This window comes from Nonomuraea insulae (assembly GCF_042656245.1).
In genome coordinates, this window is record NZ_JBHSPA010000136.1 from 83,093 (window position 1) to 100,955 (window position 17,863).

Below are 17,863 nucleotides of genomic sequence, written 5' to 3' on the forward strand. Positions count from 1 at the left end.
TAGCGTAGGGGATGATCTGGAAGATTGGTAGACAGCCGTCTATACTGCTCCTGCTAAACGTTTTCCTGCGGTATCCGAACACTGGAAAAAAGGGTTTCCGTACCAGTAAAGGACGCGGGCGAGGGCAGGTTGAGGAGGGCACATGGGGCCGGAATTCACGTCCCACCTGGCTGATCACGTCGAACTGATCGACGTATCCGATTTCACGCTCCGCGACCTCGAACAGCTTGACGATTCCGTCGCGAAGCACGCACTGCTCGAAATTCTCGATTCGCCGAAGCGAAACGGGGACATCAGCGCGGGCTTCCAGCAGTCCACACAGCGGCGATAGGGGGCCACTCGGGTCGATTCGGCCGGGGTCGGCTTCCGGCATTCGCGCCGATGTCATACGCTGGAGACAGGCCCGTTAAAGAGAGCGTCGCGTCCGGACATAGGCGACAACTCTACTCAGCATGTCACTGCGGCCAGCAGAGGCTTCGGCAACGTCTGATCACGAAAACCTCGCTGTCGTTTCGGGCAGACAATTTCCATATTTTGGCACCCGAGGATCCCGTATGACAGCAGCATTTCCGCATTGGCCGCCGAAGCCTGACCCTTTTGTTGGAGCCCGCTCCTTCGAGGTGGGCGATCATGAGCTGTTCTTTGGGCGGACCTACGAGACGGATGAGCTGACCAAGCTCTGGCAGCAGAATCGTGTCACGATCCTCTACGGCCATGCCGGAGTGGGCAAGACGTCGTTGCTGCAGGCCGGAGCCTTTCCCAAACTGCTGGCCGAAGGGGCGAACGTCCTGCCCATCGGCCGTTTTTCGTATCGCTCCACCGTTCCTTCCGCGGCGCTGCCGGACGAGAATCCGTGCGTGTTCGCACTGCTGTCGTCGTGGGCCGGCAACGTGTCACCGGCCCGCCTGTCCAGCCTGTCCATCGAGGACTTCCTGCGCAGGCACGAACGCGTCGACCGGTCCGGGCAGCCGCTTCCCACGCTGATCGCCGTCGACCAGGCGGAGCGGCTCTTCCAGGAGTCCGAAATTCACATCAGCCGTCGCCGCCGGTTTCTGGACGAGCTCATCGAGGCCATGAGCCGCCGGAGCGCCGCGCGCCTGCTCCTGTGTGTCCGCACCGATCACCTCGACGACATCCTTCCGATCGCCAAAGAGGTCGCCGACGACTCCTACGTGCCGTTTCCGCTCGACCCCCTCGGCCGGGACACCGCGTTCGAGGCGGTGCGCGGCCCGATCGAGCGGTTCGGCCGCCGTCTCGTCCCGGAGACCGTGGCCTTGCTGGTCGACGAGGTCCGCGCCGTCAGAACCGCCCAGGGAGCGGACAAGGGCCGGACGCCTCTCGTGGAGCCGGCGCTGCTGCAGGTGGTCTGCGCGCGGCTGTGGACGCACCTGACCGAGGCCCCCGACGTCCTGTCCGCGCGTCTGCACCTGGACGTCAACCGGGCGCTGCACGACCTCGCCTCGCAGGCGCTGGCCAACGTCGCGGCCGACCACCAGATACCGCCGTACGAGCTCGCCTCCTGGCTGCGCAGCACCTTCATCTCCGCCTCCAGCGGCGGGGGGACGACGCAGGAGGGCCCCGGGCGGGCCTTCGGCCTGCCGGCCACCGTGGTCCAGGCCGTGGAGGACGAGCACCTGATCAAGGCCCGATGGCGCAACGGCGTGCGCGGCTACGAGTTGCAACATCCGCGTCTCGTACAGCCCGTCCAGCAGCTCGAAGCCGCGCAGTGGCTCGGTCTCGACCTGGACGGGGCCGCCCATCTGCGGGCCGCCGAGGAGGCGCTGTCCAGGGGCAGGCTGACCCTCGCGCGGCGGCACGCGGACGAGGCCGTTCGCTCCGCCTCCCGCGATGACACGAGGACGCGGGCCAGGGCCGAGTCGTTACTGGGCACCGTCGCCTACGAGCAGGGCCTGCTGGAGGAGGGGGTGCGCCGCTACCGCTCCGCCGCGGGGATGTTCGAGACTCTCGCGGATACCACGGCGGTCGGCCAGCTCCTCGCCGCGGTGGGGCGGCTCAAGCTCGTGCAGGGCGGTCAGGGGACCGGCGTCGAGGAGCTGTCCGCGGCGGCCAACCGCGTCCCCAACGACCTCTCCGTGCAGACCGGGCTCGGCCAGGCGCTCTGGAACGCCGGACGCAAGGAGGCCGCTCTGGTCGTGCTGGGCGAAGTGCTCAGGCGGGACGGCGACACGCCCGAGGCGCTGCGCGTACGCGGGGAGATCTACGCCGACCTGGGCAAGGCGGAGTCGGCCCTGAAGGATCTGGACCGGGCGCCCAACCGGGCGCTGCCCTCGACGCGGGCCGCCCGCGCGCTGGCCCTGGCCACACTGTCCAGGACCGAAGCGGCCAGGAAGGAGCTCGGCGACCTCGTCACCGACACCGTCGAGAGCGGGCCGGTCCTCTTTCGCGCCGCCAGGGTCCAGAAGCTCACCGGCAACCGGGCGGCCGCCCTGCAACTGGCCACGCGAGCGCTGTCCGCTGATCGCCCACCCCTTCCCACACATCAGCGCAGCGCCGCCGTGCAGCTGATCGAGGAACTGTGATGCCGCGCGGATGAACCCGACCGCCCTGGTAGCACTCATCACCGGCGCCAGCACGGCCCTGGGCGCGACACTCACCGCGATCTGGGCGCTGTTGAACGAGCGAATGAAGGCCAAGGACGAAAGACTCAGGAAACAGGACGAGCGCCTGGCTGAGGCCGCCGACAACCGCCGACGCGAGCTGGGAGAGGTGTACGACGCCGCCCAGTCCTCCGCGCTCAAACTCGCCCTGACCGCACGGCTCGCGCTGGAGATGCGCCGGGACGCGAATGTCCGGCTCGACAACGAGGATCTGCCCGGCCAGCTCCGGCAGGCCCGCGCCGACTATCAGGCGGCCCGGGTGGCCATCGCGAAGCTCTGGGCGGTGTGCGCGGAGGAGAAGCAGCGGCAGGCGATCGACGATGTGAAGGCCGTGAGCGACGAGATCTTCGGGCACGCCATTTCGAGCGGGAGCCGTACGGTCGATCCGAAAATCGTCGAGGACCGGATTCAGTCGAGCCTGCGCGGCCTCACCCTGGCCGTCTTTCCTCCCGATCAGGAGGAACCCGTGTCGCGCGCCATCCCGCCCGTGTGAGCGCCCGGCGTAAAGCGCCGCCGGCTCGCCTGGACCCGCTTTCCCGCCGGCTTCGGATTGACCACGACCTGCCTCCCGTCGCTGTCCCACGCCCTTCTGGGAGTGATGGCCAGCGCGAGAAAGGCGATGACGACGACCGTGACGGCCGCCGTGCCCTGGGTGTCGAGCAGCGTCATGAGGTAACCGCTGGCGAGCGCGCCCAGCGGAACGGCGCCCCCCGTGAAGAACCGGTTGACGCTGACCACCCGGCCCAGCAGCTCTTTCGGCACCACCTGCGCCTGGTGCACGGTCAACGCCACGTTCATGTTCGCGCCCATGAACCCGATCACCGCCCACACCAGCATCAGCATGACGACGTCGTCGAAGAAGATGACGGGCACCATGACCAGCAGCCATGTCCAGACGCAGATCACGACCATGAGCGTCGCCCCGAGCCTGCGCAGCACCCAGGAGGCGATGGAGGCGCCGAGTAGGCCGCCCACTCCTCCGGCGGCCAGCAGGATGCCTATCTCGAAGCTGGACAGCCCCTGCCGTTCGGCGGAGACCATGAAAACCAGGCCGATCGCCTGGAATAGAAAGTTGGTGATCGTGCAGATCCACAGCACCAGGAACAGGAATGGCTCGCCCCGGAGATAGGAAATCCCATCACGGAATTCGCCCCACAGCGAACCCTGCCGGGCCGTCCCGCGCGCCCTTTCGGGCTGGAATTGCTTGTTCCGCATCCCGCGCATCGCGCCGATGGCCATTATGGCGAAAACCACGTCCAGCAGAAATGGAATGAGCCGGTGGATGCCGAAAAGAAATCCGCCGAGCGGCCGCCCGAGAATCATCGCGACATTGCGCCGGGCCTCGTTCTTCGCCATGGCCCCCGACAGGTGCTCGACCGGGACGATGCGCTGCACGGCAGTGAGCTCCGCCGTGTTGTAGAAGCTGAGGCACACTCCCTGCACGGCGGCCGCGATGGGCAGCATGATGGGCGGGCCGCCCACGTAGAGCATGACGACGAGCAGCAGCCCGACGAGGCCCTGCACGACCTGACTGATGACCATGACGCGATAGCGGTCGAACCTGTCCACCAGCACGCCTATCGGCAGGTGCAGCAGGACGCTCGGCAACGCGCCCGCGGCGGCCACCCAGCCCGCGAACACCGGGGACTTCGTCAAGGCCAGGGCGAGCAGCGGGATGGCGAGCCTGGTGCACACCGTGCCGAGCTGGGAGAGCGCGGCGCCGCCCCACAGGAGCGAGAAGTCACGCCGCCAGCCGGCGTAGCGATCGTCCTGCGGGTCGTCACCGACGATACCGGTCACTTTGTGCGCTTCTCCCCTGATGCGGACCTTCGCATGGGGCAATGCTCGACATAATCGAGGCCCGGGCCGGACGACGCACCAGGCCAGGGCCTCGACGAAATCAAGACAGGTCGTCCCGCAAACGATCGTCTGAGCTTTAGACATCGTAGCCATATCAGCTCGCTATTCCGGCTAAATTTTCATGATCATCTGTTCATTTTGGCGCCTCGGAATGGTATAGAATCACCCAACCTCGATGAATCACGCCGCGCTTGTTCGCCTGTCCGCCATAGGGGACGGACACCGCAATACAGACACGAAACTCTCCACTGCGGGGGAGGTGGCGCCCATCAACCGATCGGTGGATGCCGCGGGAGTCGCGCGCCGATGATCCTCGATGCATGGCAGTCATCGAGATAGACGACCTCAGCAAGAGCTACCGCGGCGTCCAGGCGCTGAACGGCGTCTCCCTGCGGGTGGAGCGCGGCGAGATCTTCGGCATCGCCGGCCCCAACGGCGCGGGCAAGACGACGATCGTGGAATGCGCGTCGGGCCTGCGCCGCCCCGACGGCGGCACCGTACGGGTGCTGGGCCTGAACCCGCACGACGACCGGCGCGCGCTCCTGCAGCGCGTCGGCGCCCAGCTCCAGGAGGCCGCGCTCCCCGACGGGATCAAGGTCGGTGAGGCCCTGCGGATGTACGCCTCCCTCTACGACCACCCGGCCGACTGGCGGGCGCTCATGGACGAATGGGACCTGACCGGCAGGAAGGGCGCCCGGTTCGCGAGCCTGTCCGGCGGCTGGAAGCAGCGCCTGTTCATCGCCCTGGCGCTGGTCGGGAACCCCGAAGTGGTGCTGCTCGACGAGCTGACCACGGGCCTGGACCCCGACGCCCGCCGTACCACCTGGGGCCTGATCCGCGCCATGCGCGACCGAGGGGTGACCGTCGTGCTGGTGACGCACTTCATGGACGAGGCCGAGGCGCTCTGCGACCGGATGGCGATCGTCGGCGGCGGCCGGGTCGTCGCGGAGGGCAGCCCGCGGGACCTGATCGCCGAGGCGCGGACCGCGTCGCTGGAAGAGGCCTACTTCGCGCTCACCGGAAGGAACTGACTCATGCGAGGATTCACGAACGTCATCGCCGTCGAGCTCAAGCTGGGCCTGCGGGACCCCATGTCGGCCTTCTTCGCGCTGGCCTTCCCGTTGATCATGCTCTGGGTCAAGCTGCGCGGCGGGAGCCGGCCGCTGCCGGGTGGTGAGCCGCTCGTCGACGCCACCGTACCGATGCTGACCGTGTTCGTCATCGGGCTGGCCGGGCTGGTGGTGCTGCCCGCGACGCTGGCCGGATACAGGGAGCGCCGGGTGCTGAAGCGGCTGCGGGCCACCCCCGCGTCGCCGGCCATGTTGTTCGGCGCCCAATGGGTCGCCCACATGTCGCTGGCCGTGCTCGGCACGGCGCTGGTCGTCGGCATCGGCGCGCTCGCGTACGGTCTGACGGCCCCCGCGAACCTCCCCTTCGTGCTCCTGGCGTGGTTGCTCGGCGCGCTGAGCCTGGGCGCCATCGGCCTGCTGCTGGGCGCGCTGGCGCCGAGCGGCCGGGCGGCGACCGTGATCGGGCTCGGGCTGTTCTTCCCGATGGTGTTCATGTCCGGCGCCGTGATCCCGCGCGAGACCATGTCGGGCTCGATGCGCTCGATCGGCGACCTGACCCCCATGGCGCCCGCGGTCCAGGCGATCCGCGACGGCTGGGCGGGCAACGCGCCCTCGGCGGTTACTCTGGGGATCATGGTCGCGGTCTTCGTCGTCGCGGGCGCCGCCGCGGTCAGGGCTTTCCGGTGGTGAGCCGCTGGAACCGGGCGTCTGGCGGCAGCCCGGTGGTGAGCCCCTGGGCCCAGGCGCCCGGCGACGTGTGGGGGCGGGTGCGGGCCGCGCTGCCGTACCTGCTCGTGCTGCTCCCCGCGCTGTTCTCCCTGCTGCGGGAGTGGCGGCCGGAGGTGCTGGCCCTGGCGTTGTTCGCGGCGGCCTGGCACTGGTTGCTCGTGACCGCGCGCCCCGGCTGGATCGCGCGGCCCTGGGTGGTGCTCGTCTACTTCGCCGTGCTGCTCGCCGCCGTCGCGGCGCTGGTCAGGATCGACACGGTGTTCACGGTGACGGGTGTGGGGACGTTCCTGCAGTGTTTCACCCTGCTGCCGGGTTTATGGGCGTACGGCGGGGTGGCGGCCACGGTCGGCGTCCTGGTCGCAGCCCGTCCCGCGGACGGCAGGACCCCCGTCGAGCTGCTCGCCTCCTTCGTCGTGGGGGTGCTGATCGCCTCCATGACCGGCCTGATCATCCACACCATCGCCGACCAGAACGAACGCCTCACCGAAACCGGACTCAAACTGGCCGCGCTCGCGGAGGAGAACGCGAACCTGCAGGCCCGCCTCCTGACCCAGGCCCGCGAGGCCGGAGTGCTCGGCGAACGGCAGCGGATGGCCAGGGAGATCCACGACACCATCGCGCAGAGCCTGACCGCCATCCTGACCCAGCTCGAAGCGCTCGGCGACGTGCCTCTTGGCGACGTGCCGGAGGCGCGCGGGCGGCTGGACACGGTACGCGCCCTGGCCAAGGAGAGCCTGACCGAGGCCCGCCGCTCGGTGCAGGCGCTGCGCCCGGCGCCGCTGGAGGACGCCCAGCTCGCCGCCGCGCTGTCCGGCATCGCGGAGAGATGGTCGCTGGCCTCGGGCGTGCCCGCCTCCGTCTCCGTCACCGGCGACCCCCGCCCATTGCACACCGAGGTGGAGAGCACGCTGCTGCGCGTGGCCCAGGAGGCCCTGGCCAACGTCGCCAAGCACGCCTCGGCCGGCCGCGTCGGCCTGACGCTGTCGTACATGGAGGATGTGGTGGCGCTGGACGTACGCGACGACGGTGCCGGTTTCGTACGGGAGCGCGCCTCGAACGGCTTCGGCCTCGTCGCCATGCGCCAGCGCGTCACCCGCCTGGCCGGCGCCTTCGAGCTGGAGACGGCCCCCGGCCAGGGCACGGGCATCTCCGCCACCGTCCCCGCCATCCCCGCCGATCCGGAACGGTGACCATGCCCATTCGCCTCATCATCGTGGACGACCACCCGATCGTCCGCGACGGCCTGCGCGGAATCCTCGACATGGACGACATCGAGATCGTCGGCGAGGCGGCCGACGGCCCCGAGGCCCTCGCGGTGGCCCTGCGTACCAACCCCGACGTGGTGCTGCTCGACCTGCGCATGCCGAAGATGAGCGGCGCCGAGGTCATCCGCCGCCTGCGCGAGCAGCAGCCCGGCGTCCATGTGCTCGTCCTGACCACGTTCGACGACGACGCCGACGTACTGCCCGCGATCGAGCAGGGCGCCACCGGCTACCTCCTCAAGGACACGCCCCGCGCGGAGTTGCGGCGCGCGGTGCTGGCGGCGGCCCGCGGCGAGACGGTGCTGTCGCCCACCGTGGCCGGGGTCCTGACGCGGAAGGCGCACGAGCCGGAGCCGCGCACGCTGAGCCCGCGTGAGCTGGAGGTGCTGCGGCTCATCGCCCGGGGGGCCACCAATCGGGAGGTGGCGGGCAGGCTGTTCATCACGGAGGCGACGGTGAAGACGCACCTGCTGCACGTCTTCGCCAAGCTGCAGGTCAAGGACCGGGCGGCGGCGGTCGCGGCGGCGTACGAACTGGGCCTGCTAGACCGCCGACGCTGAGGCCTTTCCAACCCCGGCTCAGCCGGCGGTGCGATCGATGAGCTTGGTGAGCTCGGCCTGCGACGTGGCGTAGTCCAGGGTGCCGTTCTTCGGATCGATGACGACGAAATGGAGCCAGGGCCCCGTGGCCGGGTGGAGGGCCGCCTTGAGCGCGGCCTCGCCGGGATTGGTGATGGGGCCTGGCGGAAGCCCGCGACGGCGGTAGGTGTTGTACGGGCTCTTGGACTTGACGTCCTTCAGGGTGGCCTTTGTTCCGTACCTGCCGAGGCCGTACAGGACCGTGCTGTCGAGCTGGAGGAACATGCCACGGGCCAGCCGGTTGTGGATGACGCGGGACACCTTGGGCATGTCGGCTTCGCTGGGCGACTCCGCCTGGACGAGGCTGGCGATGATGACGGCGCGTTCCGACTCCAGACCGAGCCTTTCCGCCGACTCGCGGAACCGGGCCACCATCGCGGCGAGGATCTCGGTCGGGGTGGAGGAGGCGGTGTACTCGTACGTGCCCGGATAGGCGAAGCCCTCCAGCCTGCCCTTGGCGTACGAAGGCAGGCCCAGCGCCTTGTCGTCCCGGACAGCCTGAGCGAAGGACTCCACGGGTTTGCCGGTGGTACGGGCGAGGAGATCCAGCAGGTCGGCGAGCCGCAACCCTGCCCTGATGGTCACCTTGCTCTTCACCAGTGCCGGCCGCACGGCCGTGAGCGGCACCGGCTCCGACAGCGTCTGTACGGCAACCGTCCCGCCCGCGGCCAGGACGACGACAGCGGCCGCCGCCGCCAGGGCGACCCCCCGCCGGCGCGCACGGACGGGCCGGAGAAAGCGGTCCGGATGCGGCGCCGGCTCCTCGTGCGCCATGTCGGCCAGGGTCTCGCGCAACAGATCCTCGATGCTCATCTGAACTCCCTCACAACACTCAGTTCGGGGGCGGACTTCTTCAGCCGCTCCAGCGAGCGGTAGATCTGGCTGCGCACCGAGCCCACCCGCACGCCCAGCAGCCGCGCGATCTCGGTCTCCGACTTGTCCTCGAAATAACGCAGTACGAGGATGGCCCGCTGCCGGGGCGTCAGCCTGGCCAGCGCCGCACGCATCACCATGCGCAGATCCGCGGCGTCGGCATGCCCGTCGCCGGGCCGATCGGGCTGCTCGGCGGTGCTCACCTCCACGACCCGCGAACGGCGGCGCCACCAGCTCACCTGTTCGTGGTACATGGCGCGGCGGACGTACCCCTCGATGGCCGCGGGGTCGCGCAGGTCGCGCCATCGCGCGGCCGTCTTCGCCAGAGCCGACTGCACCAGGTCCTCGGCGGCGTGCCGGTCGCCGGTCAGCAGGTACGCGGTGCCGAACAGCGCACCCGACCTGTCGATGACGAACTGCCTGAAGTTCTCCTCAGAGCCTGGATCCACCCGTCCCCCTCGTGATGTCACCCACCAAGGACGCGGACGAAGCCCGGAACTATGCCGGTCCGGGGAAACTCGACCGGGCCCACTGTGAGCGGTGGGGTCCCGATTGCTGACGTCGCTGCCAAAACCAAACGCCCCGAACGACAATCAGTTCGGGGCGTTTCCGCTGTTCAAAGGCCTATCAAGCGGCGTCGAGAGCTGCTGTGATCTTACGGACCATGTCAGCCATGATGGGGCTGGACTCGCCACGGTGGGTGGCCGTTTCGATGGCGAGGATGACAGTGCCACGGAAGTTGTCGGCCTCTGCCGGATCCTGCTTCTTCAGCAGGCTCATGGCTTCCGTCAGGGCCGGCAGCACGTGGTCAGCAATCCCGGCCACGGACTTACCCTTCAGCTTCACGGGCTTTGACTTCTCGGCGAGCACGTGCCCGACCAGGCCGGTCGCAGAGGCCAGGGCGATGGAGCCCTCAGTGGCGACCTTGTGAGGCGAACCGGCGGCACCAGCGGCGGCCAGCAACGTGACGGCGCCGTACGCGGCGGTGCGCAGGGTGATCTTGTTCTGGTCGGTAAGGGTGATGGACATGAGGTGTGCTCCCTTGAATCTGCGCCTTGAGGCCGCAATCGCTGAACCTTTGATGACACCCACCATCGCGGGCCGCCCTGATACCGCGGCGTTGCCGTACTGACGTGGCCGCTGACACGACACCGCATCAGCGGAACAGGGAAGCTGATCGCCCATATCCCGGGCCTCAGACGCTGGTACCGCCTGAATCCCTTTTCCCGCAGGTAGCGCAACTGTCGAGCTTCGGTAGCAGAACCCCGTACCAACGCAGCACGCTGAGCTCGTCCACGGACACTCCCATGGGCATCAGCCCGGCGTGCGCGGACTCACGTCGGTTGATCCACTGAAACAGCGGAGCGACCAGGTCTTGGCTGAGTCCGCGGAAGGCGGGCGACTCCTGTCCGAGAAGCTCCACCAAGGCCAGTTTGGCCGTGATCGCTCGAGGAACGCCGTTGTCGGAGACGAAGGAGCCGGTGTGCAGCTTCGCGAATCTGGGGAAGGCCGTGACGCTTTGGAGAGCCTCATGAACTAATCCAGGGATTCGCTCCCCGGCCATCTTTCACCTGCGGGCACGGGCGAGACCAGGACCAACGGATGGAAAGACGAGCTCGCCGATCCGGCTCGGTAGCGTTCGGCATCGTGGATCAGATCCCTGCGGCGATCTTGAGGAGAACGACACCACCGATGATCGCGGCGAACGAGCCGAGCTTGGCGAGGGTGATCTTCTCCGCGTAAATGAGGGCGCCGAGCACGACTGTGCCGATGGAGCCGACTCCGGTCCAGATGGTGTAGCCGACGCCGACGTCCAGCGTCTTCAGCGCCAGGCTGAGGGTGAAGATGCCGCCTGCCGCGGACAGCAGGGTGAAGACCGATGGCCAGAGCCGGGTGAAGCCCTTGGTGGCGTTGGTTCCGAGAGCGAAACCGATCTCGAAGACGATCGCGATGGAAAGATAGATCCAGGCCATGATGATGTCCCTTCAGCTCGTGGTGGTGGTCAGGCGGCGGACCGCTCGCCCGCGGACAGGCGGTCGGAGAGCTTGAGACCCAGTACGCCGCCGATGATCAGGACGAAGGCCAGAGCCTTCCAGAGGTTGATCTCCTCATCGAAGATCAGGGTGCCGAGCATGACGGTGCCGACCGATCCGATGCCGGTCCACACCGTGTAGCCGACGCCGACATCCAGCGTCTTCAGCGCCAGGCTCAGGAAGAAGATCCCGCCGGCCGCCGCGGCCACCGTGAGCAGGGACGGCCCCAGCTGGGTGAAGCCCTCGGTGGCGTTGGCGGCCAGGGCGAAGACAACTTCGAACACGGCCGCGATGAGCAGGTAGATCCAGGGCATCAGGGAGACTCCTCAGGAATTTGCATGTATCTGCAAGCATTTGGATTGGGCAAAAGCATGTATGTACATGTATCTTCTTGTCAAGCCGGTCCGTGACCAGGATCGGAAAGCCATAGCGCCTGGAGGATCCCCATGGCTCCCGCAGCCCCCACCGCGCCGCCGGTTACCGACGTCGCCGCGACCTGGAATCACCTCCTGCTGCTGCACGCGCGCGTGGAGAACAGGCTCGGTACGGCGCTGCAGCGGCGGCACGGCATCGGCCTGTCTGAATACCGGGCGCTCGGCCACCTGGCCGCCTCCCCCAGCGGCGAGCTGCGCATGCAGGAACTGGCCGACAAGATCGCGCTCAACCAGAGCTCGGTGACCCGGTTGGTCGCCCGGCTGAACGCGGCCGAGCTCACGTACCGAGATCTGTGCCCGGACGACAAGCGCGGCGTCTACACGGTCATCACCGAGGAGGGCCGAACCAGATACGCCCAGGCGAGCCGCACGTATGAGAACACGCTGAGTAGCGCCTTGCACGAGGCGGGACAGGCGGATCCGCACCTCGCTCCCGCGCTCACGACACTGCGCCTACAGGTGAGCGCCCCGCAACCCGGACAGGACCAGAGGGCGGAACAACCGCGATAGCCCAGATCCGAAGATCACAACCACTCTGCCCGTCGCCCCTCTGCATGCGGGCACGCAGCCGGAGCCACGGACTTCATACGCGGCTTCCGGTGACGCCGTGCTTCGCCGGGAGGTCACGCACAATGGCCTGGCAGCGGATGAGGAGGCTGCCGGTCCGGACGAGGTACATCGCCAGCGACAGGAACAGGAACGCATCGGCGAGCGCGTCGCCGCTGATGTGACGGGTGGCGAGGAAGACCCCGAGCGGGTGAGCGAACAGGTGCTGGGCACCGTAGGAGAAGAACACGCGCCCGCCGATGATCACCGCCCAGAGCAGCGCGTACGCCACCCCGCCGCGACTGTGGACGCGCCGGGTGGCCGGGTCAAGACTGACGGGCAGCAGTGCCCCGGCGAGCAGCCCGAGTCCGGCTCCGAGTGCGATACCGGCGAGTTCCAGCACGAGCCCCCAACCTTCCGTGGCCACACCGCCGAGGAAGAACGGGATGATCGCCGCGGCACCGACCAGGGGTCGAGCGACGCGGAACAGCGTGACCCTTCGGCGGCCGAGGTCCGATTCGAAGACTACAGCGAGCATGATCAGGTTCAGGATGACGACGTTGCCGATGGACACCACTGGCTCCTTGTGCCGGACGATGAGAACGGTGGCGACATTAGGGATTCACCGCCGTGACGCTCGTCGGCGCGAAGGTGGAGACCAGGTTGATCCTTCTTCGGGATAGTCCACCCGATATCAACCCATATTGCGATTCTGTGTAGCTCCGTCCGTAACATTGCTGGTCACCGGCTTACGGCAGGAGTCGAAGGTGGATGCAGTGATCGGATGGTGGGTCCAGCCGAAGTGGCGCGCGGCCTGGACCGGCGTGCGGCTGGCCGCGCTGGGCGCCATCGTGTACGGCATGGCCGTCACCGGCCCCGGCATGGGCGTTCGGGGCCGCGCCCTGGCGGTGCTGGTGTGTACGACGGCCGCCTGCTTCGGCTGGCTGGGCTGGCTCGCGGCCACCGTGCTACCCGGCCGCACGCAATCGTTGGACCGCCGAGGTGCCCGGGCTGTCGCGCTGGTCGTCATGGTGGTGGCCGGCAGTTTCCTGGCCGGGATCGACCAGCCCAGCCCCGCGCTGGCCTTGTGCGGCACCGGCGTCTTCGTGGCCGCGCTGGTCCTGCGGCCGGCGCAGAGCGTGGCGCTCACCGGCGCAGGGATCATCACCCTGGCCGCCGGCGACCTCGCCTTCGGGCAGTCCCTCGCCTCGGCCGGCAGTGCCGCGGCGCTGCTGGCCATCATGCTGGGCGGGTTCAACCGCCGGCAATACCTGATGCGGCTGGAGCAGGCCGAACAACTGGTGGCACAGACCAGGCGGGCGCAGTCGGAGTCGGCACGGGCCGCCACGCTCGACGAGCGGGCACGGATCGCGCGGGAGATCCACGATGTACTCGCCCACTCGCTGGGCGCGCTTGCCGTCCAGCTCGACGCCGCCGACGCGCTGCTCGAAGACGGCGGTGACGTGGCCCGCGCGCACGGCATTGTCACGCGGGCCCATCGCATGGCCGTCGACGGGTTGAACGAGACCCGGCGGGCGATCGGCGCGCTGCGCGGCGACACCCTGCCACTCCCCGACCAGCTCACCGCGCTGGCCGCCGGCTACCGGCCCGACACCGGCATCCAAGCCGCCGTCACGGTGACCGGCACCACGCGCGTACTGCCCCCCGAAGCAGAGCACACCGTTTATCGCACGGCGCAGGAGGCCTTCAACAACGTCCGCAAGCACTCGCCCGAGGCCACGGTGAGCATCAAGCTGGACTACCGCGAGAATGAGACGGTGCTCACGATAACCGACCACCCCACCACCGGCACCGCCTCGACTCCGGCGCCGCTGGCCGGCACCGGCGGCGGCTACGGGCTCGTCGGCCTGCGCGAACGCGCCGAGATGATCGGCGGCACGCTCACCGCCGGGCCGGACGTCGCGGGATGGACCGTACGGCTGCGGCTGCCGGCATGAACGCCGATGGGGGCCGCACGCTGCGGGTGATGGTCGCCGACGACCAGGCCGCCGTACGCGAGGGCCTGGTGACCCTCCTCGACCTCCTGCCCGACCTCGAGGTCGTTGGCGCCGCCGCAGACGGCGAACAGGCCCTCGCCCTCGTGGACCAGCACGCCCCCGACGTGGTGCTCATGGACCTGCGAATGCCCCGCATTGACGGCATCGAGGCCACCCGGCAGATCAGAGCCCGCCACCCGGCCACCCAGGTCGTCGTGCTCACCACGTACGTCGATGACACCTCGATCCTGGACGCCCTGCGCGCCGGCGCGCTCGGCTATCTGACCAAGGACGCCGGACGCGACCACATCCGGCGGGCCCTGCACACCGCCGCCGCCGGACACGCCGTTCTGGATCCCGCCGTGCACGCCCGGCTCCTCGCCGCCGCCGCGGCCGGTGAATCCGCAACTGCCTCCCGCGACGCGAGCGCCGAGCCGGGACCGCTGCCCGACGGCCTGACCCCGCGCGAAGCCGAGGTGCTCGGCCTCATCGCCGCCGGGCTGTCGAACAGCCGGATCGCCAGGCGCCTGTTCATCAGCGAGGCGACCGTCAAGACGCACATCAACCACCTCTTCGCCAAGATCGGCGCCAGCGGCCGGGCCCAGGCCGTGACCTACGCCTACCAGCACGGCCTGCGCCCACCTGAGATGTGAGGGCAACGCCTTCCAGACCCAGTTCAACCAGGTGAACACGACGATCCACGCCGTCGAGGTCAGCATGGAGCTGGGCCGGCCTCGGCCCCGTCCGTCTCCACGGCCTCCGGCACACTTGCGTGAGCCTCCTGCTCGACATGGGCGTACCGCCTCACGTCGTTCGGGAGATCGTCGGCCACTCCGACATCGAGGTCATACTGACGATCTACGCTCACGCCTCACTCGACGAGAAGCGCAAGGCCCTCGGCAAGATCGGCAACGTACTCGGGTGAACATCGGGACGGGTAACAGAAACGCTCGGAGCTGTCGGCTCCGAGCGTTCAATGTTGGAGCCGGGCCCTCACGTGCTCTGAGAGAAGTGGCAGGTAGTCGTATCCGGATTCGTCCAGCCGTGCGCGCACCCACTGGGCTGCCTGGTCGTCAGCTGGGTCGTCATGCTCAAGGCCTCGAAGGTGGAATTTCAAGCTCTCCACCGCTCGCCGCTCCCGCTCCCTATCACGCATCGAGCTGAGGTCACCCGGAAGGTTGTGACAAACGTCCGCGATCATCCTTATGCGTTCGATGTGGCCGAGCGAACTGCGCAGATCCTCGCCCTCCAACTCGCGGCGTACGAGGTGCGTCGTGAAACGTATTTCGATGAACCCCAGGGCCATCAGAACTCTCACCGCGTCCTGAGCCGACACGCCCGCCTTCCGAGACCGTAAGAGCCGCCAGCCCATCACTCGCTCCCTGACGAAAGGCGCGCTGTCATCAGCGCTGTCGTCAAACCCAACAAAAAACGCCCTAGTCCAAGATCGGATTAGGGCGTTTGTGCTGGAGAAAAAGTGTGGTCAGGGGCAGGGTCGAACTGCCGACCTTCCGCTTTTCAGGCGGACGCTCGTACCAACTGAGCTACCTGACCCAGAGCGGTCCTGACGGGACTTGAACCCGCGACCTCCACCTTGACAGGGTGGCGAGCACTCCAAACTGCTCTACAGGACCTTGCGTTTCTTGCTGTTTGCGCTCGCTTAGCTTACCAGCTCTTCGGTGGTCTTGGACCAGCCGTTTTCGCGGGTGCGCTAGGCGCTCGCAGTGCCCCCAACGGGATTCGAACCCGTGCCGCCGCCTTGAAAGGGCGGTGTCCTAGGCCGCTAGACGATGGGGGCTCAGGATTCCCTGTCGCCTTCCGTCGGAGACCTCTGAAGCATAGGGGACGATTGCCCTTGATGCCAAAGCGGCGAACCGGCGGTCGGTGACCTGGAGCCGGTGATAGATCCCGCTGGAGACGGGGCGTTCTTTGGCTCCGGGGAAATCATACGTTGTGGGTTGGGCTCCACGTGACGCTGGATGTAGACCGACTGCTCCCCCAGCCCGCCCAGCGTGATGTCGTCCCATGCGCGCAGGCGTCTGGTCTCCTTGTCGAAGTACAGGACCGACGCCTGTACGGGGGTCGGCTGGGCGTGTTCGAGCGCCCGCAGGCCGGCGCCGCCCGTCGAGCCCTGGACGAGCAGGCGGGTGCCCGTGGGCAGCATGTTCGTCCGGCGTTCGTGGGTGTGGCCGGCGAGGATCATGGGGGCCGCGCCCGAGAAGCCTTTTCCCGCCTCCGGGTCGTGGATGGCGATCAGGTCTGGTTTGCCCACCTCGGGGAGGTGGGATCGGGCGTAGCGGGCGAGGGCCTTCGGGTCGGAGTCGACGGTCGAGGATTTGTCCGGGGTGAAGCGGGGGTCGCCGAGGCCGTAGATGGTCAGGCCGGCCACCTTCTGGGACTTGTCGTCCAGGACTATGGCGTTCTTCTGCTTCTCGACCGCTTTCTGGGTGGTCATGGAGTCGTGGTTGCCGCGTACGTACACGTACGGGATCTTGAGGGTGCTGATCTCGTCGACGAACTTGTTCTCCGCCTTCGTCCCATGGTCGGAGATGTCGCCCGTGTCGATGATCATGTCTACGGCGAACTGGTCCTTGAGGGAGCGGATGACGTTCCAGGCGATGGGGTTGATGTGGATGTCGGAGATGTGCAGGACACGGATGCTCTTGGGGTCGGCGTCGTACAGCGGGAGGGTCGAGACCGTGTCGTACAGCTTCGAGACGTTCGTGACGAGTTTGGTGAGCTGAGACCTGTACGACTCGAATCTCGTCACGATCGACTCCGCGCTGCCGACCAGAGACGGGGCGGCGGCGATCAGGCCCGAGTAGCGGGGTTCGACGAGCGAACTGGGGCGGAACGTGACCGCGGCCAGGGCTCCCGTGCCGGCGAGGGCCACAGAGGCCGCCAGAAGGCCCATGAGAGCCACTCTGGGGCGCCTGAAGACCAAAAGGACGATGATCAGGGCTCCCGCCCCCGCACAGAGCAGTGAGCGGATGACGAGCGCGCGCACGCCGTCCATCAGATCGTTCTCGATCACCTCGGGCAGGCGGTCGGCCAGGCGCGGGTCCTCAAGGAGGGATTTGGCGCGTTCCTGGTCGATGTTCTCGAGCGTGATGCGCAACCTGAGCGGGGCGTCGTGGGTGCGGAAGGTGAGGGTGCCGAGCGGGCTGGCGTCCACGACCGTCTCGCCGTGCCAGGCCGGGCGGAGGGACATTCCCGTCTCTACCGGCCCCACCTGGGCGCGTACGGTGCCGCTGAGGAAGATGCCCAGCCAGGCGCCGGCCGCGGCAACGAGGAGCACCGCCACGATCCTCGCGCCACGTGATCGAAGGACTGCCTTTGACCTGTGCACGAACTTCATACAGCTTCTTGCTTACCTGACCGAGGGGGCAGAATGGCAAGTGTGATCGAGGTTTCACGGGACAAGTTCGAGGAACTCGTGGCCGAGGCGTTGGACACGATTCCCCCAGATCTCACGCGTGTCATGAGCAACATCGTCGTCACGGTCGTCGATGATCCGCCAGAGCCCCACCTGCTCGGCCTGTACACCGGTGTCCCCCTCACCGAACGCGGCGACTGGTATTCAGCGGTTCTGCCCGACCGCATCGAGATCTACCGCAATCCGATATGCCATATTTGCGATACCGAAGAGGATGTGGTCGACGAAGTACGCATAACGGTCGTTCATGAGGTCGGGCACCACTTCGGCATCGACGACGCGAGGCTTCACGAACTGGGGTGGTGACCCTTTGCTTTCGGTTGGCTGCTTTCGGTTGCGGCCGACCCTCTCGGTCGGGCACCTTAGG

20 protein-coding genes, 3 tRNA genes and 1 pseudogene are annotated in these 17,863 nt (G+C 67.9%); 12 read left to right on the forward strand and 12 right to left on the reverse strand.

The window, feature by feature from the left end; genetic code table 11:
* The first annotated feature begins 142 nt into the window (after positions 1 to 142).
* The 3 genes from ACFPZ3_RS69360 (at position 143) to ACFPZ3_RS69370 (ending at position 3,111) form a co-directional block, all read left to right on the forward strand.
* Positions 143 to 331: a hypothetical protein gene (locus ACFPZ3_RS69360; protein ID WP_379525220.1), complete on the forward strand. Its 189-nt coding sequence runs from the start codon at positions 143 to 145 to the stop codon at positions 329 to 331.
* Positions 332 to 554: 223 nt separating this feature from the next.
* A complete protein-coding gene (locus ACFPZ3_RS69365; RefSeq protein ID WP_379525221.1) occupies positions 555 to 2,540 on the forward strand; it encodes an nSTAND1 domain-containing NTPase in 1,986 nt (661 codons plus the stop codon).
* 10 nt (positions 2,541 to 2,550) lie between these two features.
* On the forward strand, positions 2,551 to 3,111 hold the full coding sequence (locus ACFPZ3_RS69370; RefSeq protein ID WP_379525222.1) for a hypothetical protein: 561 nt from the start codon (positions 2,551 to 2,553) through the stop codon (positions 3,109 to 3,111).
* On the opposite strand, the gene ACFPZ3_RS69375 is transcribed toward ACFPZ3_RS69370, so the two are convergent.
* Positions 3,072 to 4,562: an MFS transporter gene (locus ACFPZ3_RS69375; protein WP_379525223.1), complete on the reverse strand. Its 1,491-nt coding sequence runs from the start codon at positions 4,560 to 4,562 to the stop codon at positions 3,072 to 3,074. The two genes, ACFPZ3_RS69370 and ACFPZ3_RS69375, sit on opposite strands and share 40 nt — an antisense overlap.
* A gap of 236 nt (positions 4,563 to 4,798) precedes the next feature.
* Between ACFPZ3_RS69375 and ACFPZ3_RS69380 the strand changes: the two genes are divergently transcribed.
* The 4 genes from ACFPZ3_RS69380 to ACFPZ3_RS69395 are packed head-to-tail and all read left to right on the forward strand — an operon-like array spanning position 4,799 to position 8,099.
* The gene (locus ACFPZ3_RS69380) at positions 4,799 to 5,509 is read left to right on the forward strand and encodes an ABC transporter ATP-binding protein (RefSeq protein WP_379525224.1); all 711 of its coding nucleotides are present in this window, start codon (positions 4,799 to 4,801) and stop codon (positions 5,507 to 5,509) included.
* A 3-nt stretch (positions 5,510 to 5,512) separates the two neighbouring features.
* The gene (locus ACFPZ3_RS69385) at positions 5,513 to 6,238 is read left to right on the forward strand and encodes an ABC transporter permease (protein ID WP_379525225.1); all 726 of its coding nucleotides are present in this window, start codon (positions 5,513 to 5,515) and stop codon (positions 6,236 to 6,238) included.
* Positions 6,235 to 7,467 (forward strand): sensor histidine kinase, encoded by a 1,233-nt coding sequence (locus ACFPZ3_RS69390; RefSeq protein ID WP_379525226.1) that lies wholly within the window; start codon positions 6,235 to 6,237, stop codon positions 7,465 to 7,467. The genes ACFPZ3_RS69385 and ACFPZ3_RS69390 overlap by 4 nt, the downstream gene beginning before the upstream one ends.
* 2 nt (positions 7,468 to 7,469) lie before the next feature.
* Positions 7,470 to 8,099 (forward strand): response regulator, encoded by a 630-nt coding sequence (locus ACFPZ3_RS69395; protein WP_379525227.1) that lies wholly within the window; start codon positions 7,470 to 7,472, stop codon positions 8,097 to 8,099.
* Between the two features lie 18 nt (positions 8,100 to 8,117).
* Here the strand turns inward: ACFPZ3_RS69395 and mltG are convergent, their stop codons facing one another.
* The 5 genes from mltG to ACFPZ3_RS69420 all read right to left on the reverse strand — a co-directional run bounded on the left by mltG (position 8,118) and on the right by ACFPZ3_RS69420 (position 11,397).
* Positions 8,118 to 8,990 (reverse strand): endolytic transglycosylase MltG, encoded by an 873-nt coding sequence (gene mltG / locus ACFPZ3_RS69400; RefSeq protein WP_379525228.1) that lies wholly within the window; start codon positions 8,988 to 8,990, stop codon positions 8,118 to 8,120.
* On the reverse strand, positions 8,987 to 9,499 hold the full coding sequence (locus tag ACFPZ3_RS69405; RefSeq protein ID WP_379525229.1) for a SigE family RNA polymerase sigma factor: 513 nt from the start codon (positions 9,497 to 9,499) through the stop codon (positions 8,987 to 8,989). Before ACFPZ3_RS69405 ends, mltG begins: the two co-directional genes overlap by 4 nt.
* A 178-nt stretch (positions 9,500 to 9,677) precedes the next feature.
* A complete protein-coding gene (locus ACFPZ3_RS69410) occupies positions 9,678 to 10,079 on the reverse strand; it encodes a hypothetical protein (protein ID WP_379525230.1) in 402 nt (133 codons plus the stop codon).
* A 623-nt stretch (positions 10,080 to 10,702) separates the two neighbouring features.
* Positions 10,703 to 11,023: a DMT family transporter gene (locus ACFPZ3_RS69415; RefSeq protein WP_379525231.1), complete on the reverse strand. Its 321-nt coding sequence runs from the start codon at positions 11,021 to 11,023 to the stop codon at positions 10,703 to 10,705.
* Positions 11,024 to 11,052: 29 nt separating this feature from the next.
* Positions 11,053 to 11,397, reverse strand: coding sequence for a DMT family transporter (locus ACFPZ3_RS69420; RefSeq protein WP_379525232.1), 345 nt, complete (start codon positions 11,395 to 11,397; stop codon positions 11,053 to 11,055).
* A 132-nt stretch (positions 11,398 to 11,529) separates the two neighbouring features.
* Here ACFPZ3_RS69420 and ACFPZ3_RS69425 point away from each other — a divergent pair, with 132 nt between their 5' ends.
* Positions 11,530 to 12,027, forward strand: coding sequence for a MarR family winged helix-turn-helix transcriptional regulator (locus ACFPZ3_RS69425; protein WP_379525233.1), 498 nt, complete (start codon positions 11,530 to 11,532; stop codon positions 12,025 to 12,027).
* Positions 12,028 to 12,100: 73 nt separating this feature from the next.
* On the opposite strand, the gene ACFPZ3_RS69430 is transcribed toward ACFPZ3_RS69425, so the two are convergent.
* A complete protein-coding gene (locus tag ACFPZ3_RS69430; RefSeq protein WP_379525234.1) occupies positions 12,101 to 12,640 on the reverse strand; it encodes a hypothetical protein in 540 nt (179 codons plus the stop codon).
* Between the two features lie 190 nt (positions 12,641 to 12,830).
* Between ACFPZ3_RS69430 and ACFPZ3_RS69435 the strand changes: the two genes are divergently transcribed.
* The 3 genes and pseudogenes from ACFPZ3_RS69435 to ACFPZ3_RS69445 all read left to right on the forward strand — a co-directional run.
* Complete coding sequence (locus tag ACFPZ3_RS69435; protein ID WP_379525235.1) at positions 12,831 to 14,021, forward strand: sensor histidine kinase; 1,191 nt, start codon at positions 12,831 to 12,833, stop codon at positions 14,019 to 14,021.
* Positions 14,018 to 14,713, forward strand: a complete 696-nt coding sequence (locus ACFPZ3_RS69440; protein WP_379525236.1) for a response regulator — start codon at positions 14,018 to 14,020, stop codon at positions 14,711 to 14,713. Before ACFPZ3_RS69435 ends, ACFPZ3_RS69440 begins: the two co-directional genes overlap by 4 nt.
* Before the next feature lie 89 nt (positions 14,714 to 14,802).
* Positions 14,803 to 14,985, forward strand: a pseudogene (locus ACFPZ3_RS69445) (tyrosine-type recombinase/integrase); the annotation flags it as partial.
* Positions 14,986 to 15,033: 48 nt separating this feature from the next.
* On the opposite strand, the gene ACFPZ3_RS69450 reads toward ACFPZ3_RS69445, so the two are convergent.
* From ACFPZ3_RS69450 to ACFPZ3_RS69470, 5 genes are all read right to left on the reverse strand, one after another.
* Positions 15,034 to 15,432 (reverse strand): hypothetical protein, encoded by a 399-nt coding sequence (locus ACFPZ3_RS69450; RefSeq protein WP_379525237.1) that lies wholly within the window; start codon positions 15,430 to 15,432, stop codon positions 15,034 to 15,036.
* 108 nt (positions 15,433 to 15,540) lie between these two features.
* A tRNA-Phe gene (locus ACFPZ3_RS69455) sits at positions 15,541 to 15,614 on the reverse strand.
* A 5-nt stretch (positions 15,615 to 15,619) separates the two neighbouring features.
* Positions 15,620 to 15,694 (reverse strand) — tRNA-Asp (locus ACFPZ3_RS69460).
* 91 nt (positions 15,695 to 15,785) lie between these two features.
* Positions 15,786 to 15,858, reverse strand: a tRNA-Glu gene (locus tag ACFPZ3_RS69465).
* Positions 15,859 to 17,358, reverse strand: a complete 1,500-nt coding sequence (locus ACFPZ3_RS69470) for a metallophosphoesterase family protein (protein ID WP_379525238.1) — start codon at positions 17,356 to 17,358, stop codon at positions 15,859 to 15,861.
* A gap of 93 nt (positions 17,359 to 17,451) precedes the next feature.
* On the opposite strand from ACFPZ3_RS69470, the gene ACFPZ3_RS69475 reads away from it, so the two are divergent.
* A complete protein-coding gene (locus ACFPZ3_RS69475) occupies positions 17,452 to 17,802 on the forward strand; it encodes a metallopeptidase family protein (protein WP_379525239.1) in 351 nt (116 codons plus the stop codon).
* Positions 17,803 to 17,863 lie beyond the last annotated feature (61 nt).